Source organism: Allobosea eneae, from assembly GCF_042657265.1.
GTDB lineage: Bacteria > Pseudomonadota > Alphaproteobacteria > Rhizobiales > Beijerinckiaceae > Allobosea > Allobosea eneae.
Genome location: NZ_JBHSLW010000034.1, coordinates 24,536 through 41,401, shown reverse-complemented (window position 1 = coordinate 41,401; position 16,866 = coordinate 24,536). Strand labels below are relative to the sequence as shown.

The window sequence follows — 16,866 nt, the reverse complement described above, 5'->3', positions numbered from 1 at the left end:
GTCGCTTCGCTCCTCGCAATGACGGTTCTGGTTGAGCGAAAAATTCTTCAGCCGCGCTGGCTTAGCAGCCACGTCCTGACCAGCGCTGTCTGCTCGTCATGCCGCGGCTTGCGGGCGCTGACCACGTAGAAGTCGAGGCCGCCGCGCATGCTCGCCGTCGTCGCCAGGGCGAGGCGTCCGGCGGCGAGATCGGGCTCGACCAGGAAGCGGCTGGCGAGTGCGACGCCCTGGCCAGTGATCGCCGCGTCGATCGCCAGCGCCGTCTGGTTGAAGCGCGTGCTGCGGATCGCCAGCGGCATGGAACGCCCGAGCGCACGTTCGAAGAATTCCGGCCAGAGATCGTGCCCGTCGCGCAGCAGCGGTAGGCGCGCCAGCTCGTCAGCGCTGGGGCATATCGCCGGCTGGCAGACCGCGACGATCTCGTGCTCGAACAGCGGGTCGGCGGTCAGACCGGGGCCGAAGGGCGGGCGGCCCTGGCGGATGGCGATGTCGACGCCATCCGACTGGAAATTCGCCAAGGCGTCGCTGGCGAGGATGTTGAGTTCGAGCTGCGGATGGGCGGCGGTGAAGTCCGGCAGGCGCGGCACCAGCCATTTCGCCGCGATGCTCGGCGTCGCGCTGATCGTCAGCCGCAAGGGCTGCGGGCGCAGGGTATCGGTCGCCTCGGCCAGCAGGGCGAAGGCGCGGGCGACATGGGTCGCATAGCTGCGGCCGGCGCTGGTCAAGGCGAGCAGGCGCGGCTGGCGCTCGAACAGCTTCAGGCGCAGCTCGCTTTCGAGGCCGCGGATATGCTGGGCGACGGCGCCTTGGGTGACGCCGAGCTCATCGGCGGCAGCGCGGAAATTGAGATGCCGCGCCGCTGCCTCGAAGGCGCGCAGCGCGTTGAGCGAAGGCAGGCGCTGCTGCGGTTCGGTCATGCAGTAGTTTTTCTATCGATATGACGCTGGCCAACTCGCTGGCGAGTTTATGCGGGGAATGCGAGAAAGGCGAGAATGAGCGGCGCTGTCGGCAACGCCTCTATACCTTCGGCAGAAAAATGGAGCGTCCCATGGCAGGAGAAAAAGTCGCAATCGTCACCGCTGGCGGCAGCGGCATGGGCGCGGCCGCGGCGAAGCGGCTGGCGCAGGATGGGTTCAAGGTCGCGATCCTGTCCTCCTCCGGCAAGGGCGAGGCGCTGGCCAAGGAGCTCGGCGGCTTCGGCGTCACCGGTTCGAACCAGTCGAACGACGACCTGAAGCGCCTGGTCGATGAGACGATGGCGCGCTTCGGCCGCATCGACGTGCTGGTCAACAGCGCCGGGCACGGCCCGCGCGCGCCGATCACCGAGATCACCGACGAGCAATGGCATACCGGGCTCGACGTCTATCTGATGAACGTGATCCGGCCGACGCGGCTGGTCGCGCCGGTGATGGCGGCGCAGAAGTCGGGCGCGATCATCAATATCTCGACCGCCTGGGCCTTCGAGCCGGCCGCCAAGTTCCCGACTTCGGCGGTGTTCCGCGCCGGGCTCGCCGCCTACACGAAGCTCTTCGCCGACCAGTATGCGGCGCAGAACGTGCGCATGAACAATGTCCTGCCCGGCTGGATCGACTCGCTGCCGGCCACCGAGGAGCGCCGCGTCGGGGTGCCGATGCAGCGCTACGGCACCAGCGAGGAGATCGCCGCGACGATCGCCTTCCTCGCCTCGGACGGGGCCGGCTACATCACCGGCCAGAACCTGCGCGTCGATGGCGGCTTGATGCGCTCGCTGTAGAGGCGTAGGCCGTCGCTCCGGTTGCATGGACGGAGCAGGCGCGATGACGGGCAAGATCGACTGGGATGCGAACCAGTATCTGCGCTTCGAGGACGAGCGGACGCGGCCGCCGCTCGACCTGATCCAGCGCGTGCGCCTCGACGACCCGCAACGCTGCATCGATCTCGGCTGCGGGCCCGGCAACAGCACCGAGCTGGTCGCCGCCCGCTTCCCGAATGCGGCGGTGGAAGGGCTCGATTCGTCGCCGGACATGCTTGAGAAGGCCCGCAGGCGCCTGCCGCAGCTCTCCTTCACTTTGGCCGACCTGGGAAGCTGGTCGGCGGATGGCCGCTACGACCTGATCTTCGCCAATGCGGCGCTGCAATGGATTCCCGATCATCCCGCTTTGTTCGCGCGGCTGGCGCGGTCGCTGGCGCCGGGCGGCGTGCTCGCCGTGCAGATGCCGAACAACCTCAGCGAGCCCTCGCATGTCTCGATGGACGAGGCCGCGGCCGAAGGGCCGTGGGCCGGGCGCCTTGCCAATGCGCGGGCGTCGAAGGCGGTGATCGGCTCGTTCTCGGATTACCGGCGCTGGCTGATGGCAGCCGGCTGCGAGGTCGATATCTGGCAGACGACCTATGTCCATGCCCTCGCCGGGCACGACGCGATCGTCGAGTGGTTCAAAAGCACGGGCCTCAAGCCCTATATCGACCCGCTGCCGGCTGGGGAGCGCGAGGCCTTCCTCGCGCGCTATCGCGAGAAGATCGCGGCGGCCTATCCGATCGAGCCGGACGGCAAGGTGCTGCTGCGCTTTCCGCGCCTGTTCATCCTGGCGGTGCGGGGATAGCGCCAGCGGTCAGTGCGACCCAGCCTTCGACTCGGCCAGCACATCGTGCAGGACGAGTTCGTGCGCGAGCGCGTTGAAGGTCGCATCGTCGATCGCGCCGCTTCTGAGCAGGCCGCGCAAGGCCTCGCGCTCCGCCGCCAAAGCGGTCTGCCGCAGGGTGCTTTCCGAGCGTTGCAGCGCGACCGCCTCTTCACGCGGTGTCTGGCCGTCGTCGAGGAGGGCAAGGCGGCGCCTGTAAGTCGCGATCAATCCCTCCGCCACGGCCTGGTCTATGGTCGCGGCGCCATCGGTGCCACCGCGATGAGCGACGCCCTCCAGCCGCGCGATCGCGGCTTCCGTCGCGGTGATCCGTGCCCGCCGCAGTTCGGTTGCGTGGGCGGCGCCATGGCCGGCGGCGAGCCCGCGCACGAGCGGCGGCAGGCCGAGGCTGGCGATGGCCAGCCAGAGCAGGATCACGCCGGCGGCCAGGAAAATCGCGACGTCGCGTCCCGGAAAGGGCGAGCCGTCGAGCGCCAGCACCGGGAATGACAGCACGCCGGCGAGCGTGACCGCGCCGCGCACGCCGGCGATCGAGCCGGCCAGCCGCGTGCGCAGCGTGGCGTGGAACTGTTCCAGCCGCAGGCGCCAGGCGATCACGCGGTTCAGCGCGATGGCGAGCGTGATCCAGACGAAGCGCAGCAGGAGCAGGCAGAGCGTCAGCGCCACGATGATGCCGAGCGGCTGCCATAGCCAGTGCGCGTCGACGAGCGCCGGTGGAACGGTGCGGATGATCGCCGGCAGTTGCAGACCGAGCAGGACGAAGAGCGTGCCGTTCAAGAGGAAGGCCAGCATCGTCCAGAACGAATGGGCGAGCATATAGGCGGAAACGCTGAGCTGGTTGGCCGTGCGCGTGCGCCCGACGGTGAGCCCGGCGACGACGGCGGCGAGCACGCCTGAGGCATGGACGGCCTCCGCCGCGAGGAAGGCTGCGAAGGGCAGGAACATGATGACCAGCACCTGCGCTTCCGGTGCGATCCGGTCGAATTTCGCCAGCAGCTTCAGCGTCCAGGAGACGACGACGACCGCGAGCAGGCCCGCGGCGATACCGCCGGCCACGGCGAAGAGAAAGGCGAGCGAGGCCTGCCAGAGCGAGAAGCTGCCGGTGAGGGCCGCCGCGGTCGCGAAGCGGAAGATCACCAGGCCCGACGCGTCGTTGAGCAGCGATTCCCCTTCCAGCACATGTATCAGGTCCTTCGGCACGCTCTCCTTGTCGACGATGGCGGATACGGCGACCGCATCGGTCGGCGAGAGCACGGCAGCGAGCGCGAAGGCGACCGGCAACGGCATGGACGGCACCAGCCAATGCAAGGCAAGGCCACCGAACAATGTGGTGAAGAACACCAGCCCGACGGCGAGCGACAGGATCGGCCGCAGCAGCCGGCGGTATTCGCGCTTCGGCGCTTCGAATGCGTCGGCGAAGAGCAGCGGGGCGATGAAGAGCAGGAGGAAGAGCTCTGGATCGATCCTGGGATGGAAGCCGGCTGTCGGCCAGGCAAGCGCTGCGCCGAGGCCGATCTGGATGATCGGTAGCGGGACGATCCTGAACAGCCGGGTCAGCGGCTGCGAAGCCACCACGGCCATGACCAGGATCAGGATGAAGGTGAAGATCTGCATCGGTTCCGCGGCCGGCCCGGTTCGCTCTGGGGTCGGCCGCGAGGTTTATCGTCCGGTTTCCGGTGAGCCAAGCTCACCAGGGCCGGGATAACGCAATCTCAGAAATTGACCTTGTCGGCGCCCTTGAGCTGGAGCTGCTCGCGGGCATCGTCGGGCGTCGCGATTTCGAGGCCGAGGCCTTCGATGATCTTACGCGCGGCGCGGACCTGGTCGGCGTTCGACTTGGCGAGCTGGCCCGGGCCGAGCCAGAGCGAGTCCTCCAGGCCGACGCGCAGGTTGCCGCCCATCGCGACCGCCATCGCCGCGATCGGGAGCTGGTGGCGGCCGGCGCCGAGCACCGACCAGTGATAGTCGTCGCCGAAGAGCCGGTCGGCGGTGCGCTTCATATGGGCGACGTCCTCGGGATGCGGGCCGATGCCGCCGAGCAGGCCGAAGACCGACTGGACGAAGAAGGGCGGCTTCACCAGGCCGCGGTCGACGAAATGGGCCAGCGTGTAGAGATGGCCGATATCGTAGCACTCGATCTCGAAGCGCGTGCCGTTCTCGGCGCAGGTGGTCAGGATGTTGGCGATGTCCTTGAAGGTGTTCTTGAAGACGCGGTCGTCAGAGCCTTCGAGATAGGGCTGTTCCCAGTCGTGCTTGAACTCCTTGAAGCGGTTCAGCATCGGGTAGAGCCCGAAATTCATCGAGCCCATGTTGAGCGAGGCGACCTCTGGCTTGAAATGGGCGCAGGGCTTGAGGCGCTCCTCGACCAGCATGGTCGGGGCGCCGCCGGTGGTGATGTTGATGACGCAGTTGGAGCGCTGCTTGATCACCTTGAGGAAAGGCTCGAAGGCCTCGGGCGACTGGTCGGGCTGGCCGGTCTTGGGGTTGCGGGCGTGGACATGGACCAGCGCCGCGCCAGCCTCGGCGGCGCCGACGGCGGCATCGATGATCTCGTCGGGCGTCACCGGGAGATAGGGCGACATCGAGGGGGTGTGGATCGCGCCGGTGACGGCGCAGGTGATGATGACTTTGCGGTTCTTGGCCATGGTCAGGGCTCCGGCTGGTCGATTGTGGAAGAGTTAGCCCTCATCCTGAGGAGCGATCGCAGATCGCGTCTCGAAGGATGCTCCAGATGGTTCCGGAGCCTCCTGGAGCATCCTTCGAGACGCCGCTGCGCGGCTCCTCAGGATGAGGGCTGAGGAAAGGACGCATCAACTGGGCTTGCGCTTCGCGGCGCGCTTGTGCGCCTGCAGAGCGGCAAGGCGGCTGTCGCGCCAGTCGCTCAGGCGCTTGACACGGCTGGCTTCCTGGGCGCCACGCCATTCGCGCATCACTTCGGCGACCGTCTCCGGCTTGAACGGATTGCCGAGGCCTTCCGAGGATTTGACCATGCGGTCGAGCGATTCCGAATAGCGTGCGCAGTAGTCGGGGATCCCGCCCGGCGCATTGAGCTCGATCGTCTCGAACGGCCCCATGAACGACCAGCGCAGGCCGAGCCCATCGCGGATGGTCTTGTCGACGTCCTCGGCGCTGGCGACGCCCTCGCCGACGAGGCGGAAGGCTTCGGCCAGCAGCACCGCCTGCAGCCGGTTGAGCACGAAGCCGGGCTTCTCCTTGCGCAGCATGATCGCGACCTGGCCGGCCTGCTCGTAGAGGCGCTTGGCCTTGGCGACGATCTTGGCATCGGTCCAGGGCGCCGGCGCGAGCTCGACGATCGGCACCAGATGCGGCGGATTGACCGGATGGGCGACGAGGCAGCGGGCCCGGCCTTTCAGCTCTTCCGAGAAGGTCGAGGCCATGATGAAGGAGGTCGAGGAGGCCAGGATCGCCGAGGCCGGCGCGAGCGCGTCCATCTGCGCGAAGAGCACGCGCTTGGCCTCGACCGTCTCCGGCCCGTTCTCCTGCACCAGCGCGACGCCCGTCAGTGCATCGGCGAGGTCCTTGGCGACGCGGATGCGGGCGAGCGAGCCCTTGGGGTCGTCGACGAGACCGTGGCCGGCGAGCTCCTTGAGGTTCTTGCCGATATGGACGCGGGCGGCCTTGGCCGCCTCCGGCTTCACATCATGCAGCGCGACCTCGAAGCCATGGCTGGCGAAGACGGTTGCCCAGGCGCGGCCGATCAGGCCCGAGCCGACGATGGCGATCTTGGTCATGCGGGAATATCCATGGTCAGACGAACGGGAACCACGCCGTCATTCCGGGGCACGCCGCAGGCGTGAGCCCGGAACCCATAACCGCAGGTCGTCATGGGTAAGGCGCGAGAGAGGTGGCGATTCTTCCGGTGCCGGCAATGGTTATGGGTTCCGGGCTCTTCGCTGCGCGAAGCCCCGGAAAGACGGGGGACGCGCATCACAGCCACAGCACCTGCCGCCGCAGCGCAAGGTCCTGGCTGAGGGCGCGGGAAGGTCCGATATGGGTGACCTGGCCGCGCTCGAGCACGACGGTGCGGTCGGAGAGCGCCAGCGCCAGGTCGAGATGGTGGTCGACGATGACGATGGCGATCTCCTTGCGCAGCTTATCGAAGGCCTCGAACAATTCCTCGACCACCGCCGGCGCCAGGCCCTCGAAAGGCTCGTCGAGCAGGAGCACCTTGGTGTCGCCGGAGAGGGCGCGGGCAACCGCAACCATCTGCTGCTCGCCGCCGGAGAGATAGTCGGCCGGCGACTGCCAGCGCTCCTTGATACGTGGGAAGAAGGCGAAGATCTTCTCGTCCTCCCAATGGGTGCCATTGCCGGTGCGGCGGCGCAGGCGGCCGAGCTCCATATTGTCCTTGACGCTCATGCCGGCGAAGAGGCCGCGCCCTTGCGGAACGTAAGCCACGCCGGCGCGGGCGATCACGGCCGGAGGCAGGCGGGCGATATCGCTGCCGGCGAGGCTGATCGTGCCGGAGGCGGGCGGGGCGATGCCGGTGATGGTCTTGAGCAGGGTCGACTTGCCGGCGCCGTTGCGGCCGAGCAGCGCGACGATCTCGTTCTCGTGCACGCCGAAGCTGACCTGCCGCAGGATGTGACTCTTGCCGTAGAAGGTGTCGACCCCATCGAGGCCGAGCAGGACCTTGTCGCCGGCGGCGCTCTCGCGCGGCTTCTCGGCGAGCGCATGGGCGCCGGAACCGATATAGACCTCCTGCACCTTGGGCGAGGAGCGGGCGTCCTCGACCGTGCCGTCGACCAGCACCGAGCCCTCGTTCATCACCGTGACATGGTCGGCGATGGCGAAGACGCGGTCGATGTCGTGCTCGACGAGCAGAACCGGCAGGTCGGTCGAGATCGACTTGATCAGGTTGCCGACGCGCTCGCGCTCGGCCGCGGCGAGGCCGGCGAGCGGTTCGTCGAGCAGGAGCACACGCGGGCTGGTGGCGAGCGCGAGCGACATGTCGAGCAGGCGCTGGCCGCCATAGCTGAGCGAGCCGGCCTCGGCCTGTTCGATGCCGGAGAGCCCCATGGTCGAGACGACCTGGCGGGTCTCATCGTTGACCTGGCCAAGCGCGCCGGCCGAACGCCAGAACCCGAAGCGCTCCGGCGCCCTTGCCTGCACGGCGAGGCGGACATTCTCGGCGACCGAGAGGGTCGGAAACAGGTTGGTGATCTGGAAGGCGCGGCCGATGCCGGCCCGGGTGATCGCCTCGGGCGAGAGGCCGGCAATGTCGCGCTCGCGCAGGCGGACCTCGCCACGGTCCGGCTTGAACAGGCCTGAGATCAGGTTGAAGGCGGTGGTCTTGCCGGCGCCGTTCGGGCCGATCAGCGCATGCAGCTTGCGGTCGCGCAGGCGCAAGTCGACGTTCTCGACCGCCTTGATGCCGCCGAAGCTCTTGGCGAGGCCGGTCGCGGTCAGGATCGTACCGTCGCCAGCATCGGCCGGCTTCATGAAGGCGGGTAGCTCGACCGCTCCGGCCTTGCGGGCCGACATCGCCGCGTCCTCGGCCGCCTGCTTTCGGAAAGGCTTCAGCAGGCGCTGGCCGACGCCGACGAGGCCGTCCGGCGAGAAGACGATGAAGGCGACGAAGAGCAGGCCGAACCAGAACAGCCAGTTCTCGGTGACGCTGGAGAGCAGGTCGCGGAAGACGACGAAGAAAAGCGCGCCAAGCGCCGGCCCGAGGAAGGAACGCATGCCGCCGATCACCACCATGGCCAGCAATTCGCCGGAGAAGGCGACCGAGATCGGCTCGGCCGAGGTCATGCGGTTGTTGAAGAGGAGGAGCGTGCCGGCCAAGCCCGTCAGCGCAGCCGAGACGGTGAAGGCGACGAGCTTGTAGCGGTTAGTGGCATAGCCGAGGAAGCGGGCGCGCTGCTCGTTCTCGCGGATGGCGACGAGCACGGTGCCGACCGGCGAGCGATGGAAGCGCCAGAGGCCATAGACCACGGCGAAGCCGATCGTCGCCACCAGCACGTAGAAGGGCAGGGCGATCTCGAAATCGATGCCGGCGAAGAGCGGGCGCTTGATGCCACCCAAGCCATCCTCGCCGCCGGTGACCGAGGTCCAGCGGAAGGCGACCGAATAGATCATGGCGGCGAGCGCCAGCGTCAACAGCGAGAAATAGACGCCGCGGCGGCGCAGGATCAGCGCGCCGAAGGCGAAGGCGATGACAGCGACGAGCGCAACCGCGAGCAGGATCGGCAAGGCGAACTGGCCGGGCAGCCAGTTGCGCTGGATCAGGCCGGCGGCGTAGGCGGCGATGCCGAACCAGGCGCCGTGGCCGAAGGAGACGAGGCCCGTCGTGCCGACCAGCACGTTGAGCGCCATGCAGGCGATGGCGAAGACGACGACCTCGGTGGCCGAGGTCGTGCCGAGCCCGACCGCATGCATCAGCGAAGGCAGCAGGCTGAGGCCGATGGCGGCGATGGCGAGCGGGAGATAGTCGCGCTGGGAGCTGGTCATGTCGGCCTCACTCGAAGCGCTGGATGCGCTCGCCGAACAGGCCGCGCGGACGGAAGAGCAGGACGAGCAGCATCATCAGGTAGATCACCGCGGTCGACCATTGCGTCAGACCAAGGCCGATGGTGATGCCCTTGACCAGGCCGACCATCAAAGCGGCGACGACGACGCCCCAGAAGGAGCCGAGACCGCCGATGACGACGACGACGAAGGCCGGGGTGATGATCTCCTGGCCCATGGCCGGATGGATCGAATAGATCGGCGCGAGCAGCACGCCGGCGAGGCCGGCCAGGCCGATGCCGATGCCGGCGACCGTCATCATGTAGGGCTGCAGGGAGATGCCGAGCGCGCCGACCATGTCGGGGTTCTGCACGCCGGCGCGGACGACGCGGCCGAAGGCGGTGCGCTGCAGCAGGAACCAGAGGCCAAGGACGCAGGCGGCCGCGATCAGGATCAGCAGGGCGCGATAGCGCGAATAGATGAAGTCGCCGATGAAGAGTTGGCCGCGTAGCGCCGGTGGGATCGAGAAGGAAAGCGGCGGCGCGCCGAAGATCATGCGCAGCGATTGCTCGGCGACCATGGCGAGGCCGAAGGTCAGCAGCAGCGAGAGGATCGGGTCGGAGCGATAGAAGCGCTGGAACAGCCCGCGCTCGATGACGATGCCGATCAGCGCGACCAGCACCGGGGAGGCGATGATGGCGCCGCCGAAGCCGATATGGGGTGCGAGCACGATCGTGAGATAGGCGCCGATCGCATAGAAAGCGCCATGCGCCAGGTTGACGATGCCGCCGAGCGAGAAGATCAGCGACAGGCCGAGCGCGATCAGGAGGTAATAGACCCCGTCGAGCAGCCCGTTCAGCACCTGCTGGATGAATAGGGTGAGCAAGGGATGGCCTTTGCAAACGTCTGTTCTGGCGCGTGAGTCGTCATCCCGGGCGACCGCAGGGAGACCCGGGATCCATTCCTGAAGCGTTCCGGAATGGATCCCGGATCAGCGCCGCTACGCGGCTTGTCCGGGATGACAAGGTAGTTTCAGCGAGCAGCTCAGCTCATCTTGCAGACGGCTTCGTCGCCCTGGGTGGCGATCACCTCCATGTCCTCGTTCGGGCCGGGCACCGGGGCCGAGGAGGTAAAGAGGTCCCACTGGTTCTTGACCTGCGCCGCCGGCAGGGCGGTGATGGTGTACATCTCGCTGATCAGCTGGTGGTCGGAAGCGCGGAAATAGCCCTGGCGCGGCTTCATCACGTCGAACTTCGCGCCCTTCTCGAGATGCTCGAGGATCTTGGCGGTATCGGTCGACTTCAGCTCGTTCATCGACTGGGCCATCACCTTGACGCCGACATAGTCGCCCCAGGCCTGGTTCTCCGGCGGCTTGCCGTATTTCTTGGTGAAGGCGGCGACGAAGGTCTTGCTCGAGGGCGTGTCGATCAGATGATGCCAGACGCAGGGCCAGATGCCGCCGAAATTGTCCTTGCCGGCGGCCCAGGCGAGGGCGGTGTCGAAGCCGAAGCCGGCGACCGGGAAGGTCAGGCCGAATTCGGCATACTGCTTGAGGAAGTTGGTGATCTGGTTGCCCGCGAGGTTGGAGATGACGAGGTCGGGCTTGGCGGCCCTGATCTCCAGCAGCAGCGCCGAGAAGTCGGTCGCGTCGGTCGGCACCAGCTTGTCGGCGGCGAACTGGCCGCCATTGGCCTCCATGAAGCGCTTGGCGACCTTGCTGAGGTCATGGCCGAAGGCGTAGTCGGCGGTGAGCGAGAACCACTTCTTGCCCTTGACCAGCCCCTGCGCCAGCAGCGAGCGGCCGGCGCTCTTCACATACATCGAGTTCTGGTGCTCGACATGGAACATGTAGCGGTTGCAGCTCTCGCCACGCAGTGCGTCGGAATTGCCGCCGGTGTTGAGGAAGAGCGTCTTGTTGCGGGCGGCGACCTGCGAGATCGTCAGGCAGGAGGCCGAGGAGATCTCGCCGATAATGCAGGCGACCTTGTCGCGCTCGATCATGCGCTCGGCCTTGGTCGAGGCGGTCTGCGGATTGACCGAATCTTCCTTCAGGAGTTCGAGCTTGCGGCCGTTGATGCCGCCGGCGGCGTTAATCTCCTCGGCGGCGAGATCGGCGGCCATGACGCCGTATTCGCCGAGCGGGCCGAGAAAGCCGGTGCGCGGCGTCAGGTGCCCGAAACGGATCGCATCCGACGTCTGCGCGAGGATGACCGCCGGGCTGGCGACGAGGCCGGTAGCCGCCGCACCGAGCCCGACCAGCGCCTGACGACGCGAGAGGCCCTTGATCCTTGACTGCTCTGACATTCCGTTCCTCCCAGAACTCTCCCGCGCGCTTCGGCGTCGGATTGCGTGGATCGTCTTCTTCACTCTGCGGTCTCGGACCGCTTGTCGTGATCTGTGATCACAGTTAGGTTGGCAGACATGGTTGCCCGAGTCCAGCCCTCAGTTGCGCCGCTATCGCGGCCAGCCTCCCCAGGAGCGGGGAAGCTCGGCGAGGTGTCGGCGCTCGACGAGGTCGGCTCGCTCCAGCATGAGACGCTGGGCGAACGCGTCACCTGCGAGCTGCGGGCGCTGCTCATCGCCGGGCGATTGGCGCCGGGCGAGAAGCTGTCGCTGCGCCGCGTCGCCGAGGCGCTGGGCGTCTCGATGATGCCGGTGCGCGAGGCGGTGAGCCGGCTCGCCGCGGACAAGGCGCTGGAGGTGCTGCCCGGCCGGGCGGTGCGCGTGCCGGTGCTGACGCTGGCGCAGTTCCGCGAGCTCACCCGTATCAGGCTGGTGGTCGAGGGCTTCGCGGCCGAGGAGGCGACGAAGGTGATCACCGACGCGCAGATCGCCGTGGTCGCCCAACATGAGGCGGCGTTCCTGGCCGCGGCCAAGGACCCGCCGGACCCCGCCGCTGCGGTCGGCGCCAATCGCGACCTGCATTTTTCGCTCTACGAAGCCGCGGGCATGCCCTCGCTGATCGAAATGATCTCCCGGCTCTGGCTCAAGGCCGGGCCGATCCTCAATCTCGACATGCGGCACGAGCCGAAGCGGCTCGACGGCGGCAGTGCGGTCGTGGCGCATGCGCAATTGCTGGCCGCGCTGCGGCGACGCGATCCGGCCGCGGCGCGGCAGGCGCTGGTCGAGGACATCAGCGCCGCGGCCGAGCATATCGAACGGACGGCGCGGCTGGCGGAGTAGCCTGGTCGCCTAAAGAATGAAGGAAAAGGGACGGAAACGATGGATCTGACGATCAAGGGACTGCGCGTTCTGGTGACGGCGGGCGCCAACGGTATCGGCCGGGCGACGGCGCGCGCCTTCGCGGCGGAAGGGGCGAAGGTCCATATCTGCGATGTCGACGAGAAGGCGCTCGCGGCCATGGCAGAATCCGATCCGGCGATCACGCGCTCGGTCTGCGACGTCTCCGACCGCAAGGCGGTTGCGCGGCTGTTCGAGGAAGCCCTGGCGGCGCTCGGCGGCCTCGACTGCCTGGTCAACAATGCCGGCATAGCCGGGCCGACAGGCCGCGTCGATGAGATCGCGCCGGAGGACTGGGACTCCTGCGTCGCCATCGACCTCACCGGCCAGTTCAACTGCACCCGGCTTGCCGTGGAGCATCTCAAGCAGTCGAAAAACGCCTCGATCGTCAATCTTTCCAGCCAGGCCGGCAAGCACGGCTTTCCGCTGCGCTCGCCCTATGCCGCGGCGAAATGGGGTGTGATCGGCTTCACCAAGGCGCTCTCGGCCGAGCTCGGCGAGTTCGGCATCCGGGCGAATGCGATCTGCCCCGGCCTCGTTGACGGGCCGCGTATCCAGAGCGTGATCGCCAACAAGGCGCGCTCGCTCAACGTTTCGCATGACGAGATGACCAACCGGCTCTTCGCCGGCGTCTCGATCAAGCAGTTCGTCGATCCCAAGGACATCGCCAAACAGATCGTCTTCCTGGCTTCGCCCTTCGCCAAGACGATCTCCGGGCAGGAGATCTCGGTCTGCGGCGATACGCGGATGCTGAGCTGAGGCCGATCGCCCCGGTGCGGGGATAGAGCCACAATCAATCCCCGCTGCTTGCGAAGCCCGCATAATCGGCCGGCATGGCGCGCCTCCCGCGTGCCGCGCCGATCCAGCGAGGTTCCATGAGCGATACGCCGCGTCTTGGCCTGCCCCTGCTCGCCGCCGGGCAGGCGCAGAAACACGTCACCCACAACGATGCGCTGATGCGGCTCGATGCGCTGGTGCATCTCGTCGTCTCGAGCCGCACGCAGACCGTCCCGCCGGCTTCGCCTGGCGAGACTATATCGTGCCGGCCGGCGGTTCCGGTGTCTTTGCCGGCCATCAGGACGCTCTCGCCATCTTCGAGGATGGCGCGTGGAGTTTTCTCGCACCACGCGCCGGCTGGCAGGCGTGGGTGAGCGACGAGGCCGAGCACCATGTCTGGACCGGCACGCAATGGCGGCGGTCTCAGCCGGAAGGCGCGGGCGCGCCACTCTGGGGAGTGAATGCGACGGCCGATACCACGAATCGGCTCGCAATCTCCGCCGATGCGACCCTGTTCAATCACGCCGGCACCGACCACCGGCTCAAGCTCAACAAGGCGAGCGCTGCGCACACGGCGAGCCTGCTCTTCCAGGACGACTGGTCCGGTCGGGCCGAGATCGGGCTTGCCGGCGACGACCAGTTGCGGATCAAGGTCAGCCCTGACGGCTCGAACTGGGCGGAAGCGCTGGTCATCGACCGGACGAGCGGCCTCGTTTCGCTCCCGGCCAGCAGCTGGGCGCAGGAGACGCCGCGGCCGAACCTGCTCGTCAATGGCGACTGGCAGATCAACCAGCGCGGCTTTGCCGGCGGCGCCTTGGCCGCCGGAGTGTTCGGCTATGACCGCTGGCAGGCGCATACCAGTGGCGCCAATCTCAGTCGCAACGGCTTCGACCTGACGCTGACCTCCGGCGCGGTCAGGCAGACCGTCGAGCCGGCGCTCTGGGGCGCGACGTCGTTCGCCTCGACGCCGCTCTGCGTGTCGGTCGAGAATCTCAGCGGCGGCAGCCTCGCTGTGACGGTCGGCAGCGTCTCCGGAACGATCACCGCGGGAAGCGGCCGCCGCTTCGTCGTCTTGACGCCGGCCGCCGGCGACACCGGAAACCTGACGGTGCAACTCGCACCGGCGACGGGGGCGGTGACCTTCCGCGCGATCAAGCTCGAAACCGGCGCGGTGCCCAGCGCCTGGCTGGCGCGCAGCCAGACGCAGGAGCGGCAGCTCTGCGAGCGCTACTATTGGCGGCCCGGTCTTCCATGGATCATCGACTGCTATCAGGCGAGCGGCGCGTACTCGCAGCAGATCCTCGCTTTCCCGACCGCGATGCGGGCCGTACCGACGGCGAGCTATTCGGTCACGGGCGAGGCCAACATCTTCGGCGGCGAGCGCTCGGTCTCGTCGAGCTCCAACATCTGCGCGGTGGCATCGATCCGGGCCTCGGCGCTCGGCCGCGCCTATGCCGTTTTCAGCGACATCGCCTTCAACGCTGAGCTTTGAGCGGCCCTCGCGGGCCAGGTCCCATCAGGCCTTGAAGACGTTCTCCGCCTTGATTCCGGCGCGCGCGCAGACATTGCGGGTGTCGACGACCAGCTTCGAGCCGGCGACGATCGCCGCATAATCGACGTCGTCGTGGTCGGTCGCGATCAGGACGGCGTCGAAGGCCGCGAGCGAGGCGGGATCGACCGGCACGCTTCTGCGGCCTGCGAGCGTCGGGTGCTCGCGGGTCGGCGGAAGCACCGGGACATGCGGGTCGTGGAAGGCGGTGCGGGCGCCGCGCTTCTCGATCAGCTCGATCAGCTTGAGCGAAGGGCTCTCGCGGGTGTCCTCGACATTCTTCTTGTAGGCCAGGCCGAGGATCAGGATCGAGGCGTCGCTCAGATTCTTGCGGCCATGGAGGTCGAGCAGGGTCGCGAGGCGGTCGACGACCAGATAGGGCATGCGGGTGTTGATCTCGCCGGCAAGCTCGATGAAGCGCGTGGCGACGTCGTATTCGCGCGCCTTCCAGGTCAGATAAAACGGATCAATCGGGACGCAGTGGCCGCCGAGCCCGGGGCCGGGATAGAACGGCATGAAGCCGAAAGGCTTGGTCTTCGCCGCCTCGATCACCTCCCAGATATCGATGCCCATGGCCGAGTAGACCGTCTTGAGCTCGTTGACGAGGGCGATGTTGACAGAACGGAAGATGTTCTCCGTCAGCTTGACGGCTTCCGCGGTGGCCGTCGAGGAGACCGGCACGGTGCTGACGACGAGCGCGCCATAGAGCGCCAGCGCCATCGCCTGTGCGTCGAGGCCGTCGCCGCCGACGACCTTCGGGATGCTAGACGTGCCGAAATCGGGGTTGCCGGGGTCCTCGCGCTCCGGCGAAAACGCGAGGAAGAAGTCCTCGCCGCTCTTCAGCCCGCTCGCCTTCTCCAGGATCGGGCGCATGACCTCGTCGGTCGTGCCTGGATAGGTGGTCGATTCCAGCACGACGAGCTGGCCGCGGCGCAGGCGCCGGCCGATCGCCTCCGTCGTCTTGGCGACATAGGACAGATCCGGCTCGCGATGCCTGGTCAGCGGCGTCGGCACGGCGATCAAGAGCGCATCCGGCTCGCCCAGACGGTCGAAATCCGCGGTCGCAACGAACCGGTCGGCGGCCACGGCCTGCGCGATCGGCTCCATCGGGATGTGCTTGATCGCACTGCGGCCGGCATTGATGTCGTCGACGCGCTTGGCGTCGATGTCGAAGCCGACGACGCGAAAACCCTGCCGCAAGGTCGCGAGCGCGAGCGGAATGCCGACATAGCCGAGGCCGATGATTCCGACGACGAGCGAGCGATTGTCGACGCGTTCAATGAATTGCTGGGCTGCTGGCGACGTCACGGTGCATCCTGAAATTGCGGCAGCATCGGCCAGCGGCCTATTTCTTCGCCGAGCTTCTTCCAGAGTTGCCAAACTGCGTCAACATCCGCCGAGGTTTTCGGGATGCGGTCCGGTCCGGTGTCTATCCGCTGTGGCAGGCGTTTACCTGCCTTCGGCTTTAGTCTTTGAAAATGCTTTTGAAATGTCGGTTGATCGCGCCATGATCGACGACGACGCCGCGATTCCGCTCGATCAGGAAAGCGGGGTGCCAGTACCAGTCGTCAAAGCCGACATTGAGGCGGTTGTAGCCGGCCTCGGCCAGCAGAATCCGCATCTCTTCACGCCGGGGTTCGACGAAATTGTGCTCGATGGTGAAGAGCGCGATACGGTGTCGGGCAAAGTCGATCGTGCGCAGAATCTCCAGTTCCGATCCTTCGGTATCGAGCGATACATAGTCGAAGCCGGTTTCGGCGAAGTCTCCCATCGCGGCGATCTCGGCGAAGCTGATCGTTTCGACCTGGATCAGCCCATGCGTCGCGGCGGCGCAAGCACGGTCGTCGGCATGGCGGTCATTGCCCGCGAATTCCGCCAGTGTCCCGATTTCCTGGGAGGGGATGAAGGACAGGATCTTGCCGGTCTCGCGATAGACCGCCCGCTCCAGGCAGATCGCGCTGCGGCTTTCGCGCAAGCGAGCGAAGAGGGCGGGGTTCGGCTCGACGCAGACGCCCTTCCATCCATGCTGGCTTTCGAGGACATAGCTGTTGCTGTGCAGCACGCCGTCGAAGGCGCCGATCTCGGCGAAACGGCCGTCGCGGCGGCCATTGCACATGGCGAAGACCCAGCGTTCCTGCTCGATCTGCGAATTGGTCGGCATCTCATAGGCGATCGCAGGATCGAAGCGTTCCGGTCCTGAACCTGCCATCG

15 protein-coding genes are annotated in these 16,866 nt (G+C 67.1%); 6 read left to right on the top strand and 9 right to left on the bottom strand.

What is annotated here, in order from left to right:
* Positions 1-47: 47 nt before the first annotated feature.
* On the bottom strand, positions 48-917 hold the full coding sequence (locus ACFPOB_RS19870; protein WP_377800111.1) for a LysR substrate-binding domain-containing protein: 870 nt from the start codon (positions 915-917) through the stop codon (positions 48-50).
* A 131-nt stretch (positions 918-1,048) separates the two neighbouring features.
* On the opposite strand from ACFPOB_RS19870, the gene ACFPOB_RS19865 reads away from it, so the two are divergent.
* A complete protein-coding gene (locus tag ACFPOB_RS19865) occupies positions 1,049-1,753 on the top strand; it encodes an SDR family oxidoreductase (RefSeq protein WP_377800110.1) in 705 nt (234 codons plus the stop codon).
* Between the two features lie 43 nt (positions 1,754-1,796).
* Positions 1,797-2,579: a trans-aconitate 2-methyltransferase gene (gene tam, locus ACFPOB_RS19860; protein WP_377800109.1), complete on the top strand. Its 783-nt coding sequence runs from the start codon at positions 1,797-1,799 to the stop codon at positions 2,577-2,579.
* Between the two features lie 9 nt (positions 2,580-2,588).
* Here the strand turns inward: tam and ACFPOB_RS19855 are convergent, their stop codons facing one another.
* From ACFPOB_RS19855 to ACFPOB_RS19830, 6 genes are all read right to left on the bottom strand, one after another.
* Positions 2,589-4,232: a Na+/H+ antiporter gene (locus ACFPOB_RS19855; RefSeq protein ID WP_377800108.1), complete on the bottom strand. Its 1,644-nt coding sequence runs from the start codon at positions 4,230-4,232 to the stop codon at positions 2,589-2,591.
* A gap of 98 nt (positions 4,233-4,330) precedes the next feature.
* Positions 4,331-5,263 carry a 3,5-dioxohexanoate:acetyl-CoA acetone transferase gene (kce, locus tag ACFPOB_RS19850; protein ID WP_377800107.1) on the bottom strand — a complete coding sequence of 311 codons (933 nt, stop codon included), beginning with the start codon at positions 5,261-5,263 and terminating at the stop codon, positions 4,331-4,333.
* Between the two features lie 165 nt (positions 5,264-5,428).
* The gene (locus tag ACFPOB_RS19845) at positions 5,429-6,370 is read right to left on the bottom strand and encodes a 3-hydroxyacyl-CoA dehydrogenase (RefSeq protein ID WP_377800106.1); all 942 of its coding nucleotides are present in this window, start codon (positions 6,368-6,370) and stop codon (positions 5,429-5,431) included.
* 196 nt (positions 6,371-6,566) lie between these two features.
* Entirely contained in the window at positions 6,567-9,092 is a 2,526-nt protein-coding gene (locus ACFPOB_RS19840; protein ID WP_377800105.1) for a branched-chain amino acid ABC transporter ATP-binding protein/permease, read from the bottom strand.
* Between the two features lie 7 nt (positions 9,093-9,099).
* Positions 9,100-9,975, bottom strand: a complete 876-nt coding sequence (locus ACFPOB_RS19835; protein WP_092156502.1) for a branched-chain amino acid ABC transporter permease — start codon at positions 9,973-9,975, stop codon at positions 9,100-9,102.
* A 158-nt stretch (positions 9,976-10,133) separates the two neighbouring features.
* Entirely contained in the window at positions 10,134-11,393 is a 1,260-nt protein-coding gene (locus ACFPOB_RS19830; RefSeq protein WP_377800104.1) for an ABC transporter substrate-binding protein, read from the bottom strand.
* 192 nt (positions 11,394-11,585) lie between these two features.
* On the opposite strand from ACFPOB_RS19830, the gene ACFPOB_RS19825 reads away from it, so the two are divergent.
* From ACFPOB_RS19825 to ACFPOB_RS19810, 4 genes are all read left to right on the top strand, one after another.
* Positions 11,586-12,272, top strand: a complete 687-nt coding sequence (locus ACFPOB_RS19825; RefSeq protein WP_377800103.1) for a GntR family transcriptional regulator — start codon at positions 11,586-11,588, stop codon at positions 12,270-12,272.
* A gap of 39 nt (positions 12,273-12,311) precedes the next feature.
* Positions 12,312-13,088 carry an SDR family oxidoreductase gene (locus tag ACFPOB_RS19820; RefSeq protein WP_377800102.1) on the top strand — a complete coding sequence of 259 codons (777 nt, stop codon included), beginning with the start codon at positions 12,312-12,314 and terminating at the stop codon, positions 13,086-13,088.
* A 74-nt stretch (positions 13,089-13,162) separates the two neighbouring features.
* The gene (locus tag ACFPOB_RS19815; protein ID WP_377800101.1) at positions 13,163-13,480 is read left to right on the top strand and encodes a DUF2793 domain-containing protein; all 318 of its coding nucleotides are present in this window, start codon (positions 13,163-13,165) and stop codon (positions 13,478-13,480) included.
* On the top strand, positions 13,369-14,598 hold the full coding sequence (locus ACFPOB_RS19810) for a DUF2793 domain-containing protein (protein WP_377800100.1): 1,230 nt from the start codon (positions 13,369-13,371) through the stop codon (positions 14,596-14,598). The genes ACFPOB_RS19815 and ACFPOB_RS19810 overlap by 112 nt, the downstream gene beginning before the upstream one ends.
* A gap of 24 nt (positions 14,599-14,622) precedes the next feature.
* Here ACFPOB_RS19810 and ACFPOB_RS19805 read toward each other — a convergent pair whose 3' ends face one another.
* Both ACFPOB_RS19805 and ACFPOB_RS19800 read right to left on the bottom strand, forming a co-directional pair.
* Positions 14,623-15,963 (bottom strand): nucleotide sugar dehydrogenase, encoded by a 1,341-nt coding sequence (locus ACFPOB_RS19805; protein WP_377800099.1) that lies wholly within the window; start codon positions 15,961-15,963, stop codon positions 14,623-14,625.
* Positions 15,964-16,120: 157 nt separating this feature from the next.
* Positions 16,121-16,864, bottom strand: coding sequence for an FkbM family methyltransferase (locus tag ACFPOB_RS19800; protein WP_377800098.1), 744 nt, complete (start codon positions 16,862-16,864; stop codon positions 16,121-16,123).
* Positions 16,865-16,866: the final 2 nt, after the last annotated feature.

Excerpts from the sequence above, each read along its gene's own strand:
- ACFPOB_RS19870 (WP_377800111.1), bottom strand. The coding sequence starts at position 917 with ATGACCGAACCGCAGCAGCGCCTGCCTTCGCTCAACGCGCTGCGCGCC.
- ACFPOB_RS19865 (WP_377800110.1), top strand. The coding sequence starts at position 1,049 with ATGGCAGGAGAAAAAGTCGCAATCGTCACCGCTGGCGGCAGCGGCATG.
- tam (WP_377800109.1), top strand. The coding sequence starts at position 1,797 with ATGACGGGCAAGATCGACTGGGATGCGAACCAGTATCTGCGCTTCGAG.
- ACFPOB_RS19855 (WP_377800108.1), bottom strand. The coding sequence starts at position 4,232 with ATGCAGATCTTCACCTTCATCCTGATCCTGGTCATGGCCGTGGTGGCT.
- kce (WP_377800107.1), bottom strand. The coding sequence starts at position 5,263 with ATGGCCAAGAACCGCAAAGTCATCATCACCTGCGCCGTCACCGGCGCG.
- ACFPOB_RS19845 (WP_377800106.1), bottom strand. The coding sequence starts at position 6,370 with ATGACCAAGATCGCCATCGTCGGCTCGGGCCTGATCGGCCGCGCCTGG.
- ACFPOB_RS19840 (WP_377800105.1), bottom strand. The coding sequence starts at position 9,092 with ATGACCAGCTCCCAGCGCGACTATCTCCCGCTCGCCATCGCCGCCATC.
- ACFPOB_RS19830 (WP_377800104.1), bottom strand. The coding sequence starts at position 11,393 with ATGTCAGAGCAGTCAAGGATCAAGGGCCTCTCGCGTCGTCAGGCGCTG.
- ACFPOB_RS19820 (WP_377800102.1), top strand. The coding sequence starts at position 12,312 with ATGGATCTGACGATCAAGGGACTGCGCGTTCTGGTGACGGCGGGCGCC.
- ACFPOB_RS19815 (WP_377800101.1), top strand. The coding sequence starts at position 13,163 with ATGGCGCGCCTCCCGCGTGCCGCGCCGATCCAGCGAGGTTCCATGAGC.
- ACFPOB_RS19800 (WP_377800098.1), bottom strand. The coding sequence starts at position 16,864 with ATGGCAGGTTCAGGACCGGAACGCTTCGATCCTGCGATCGCCTATGAG.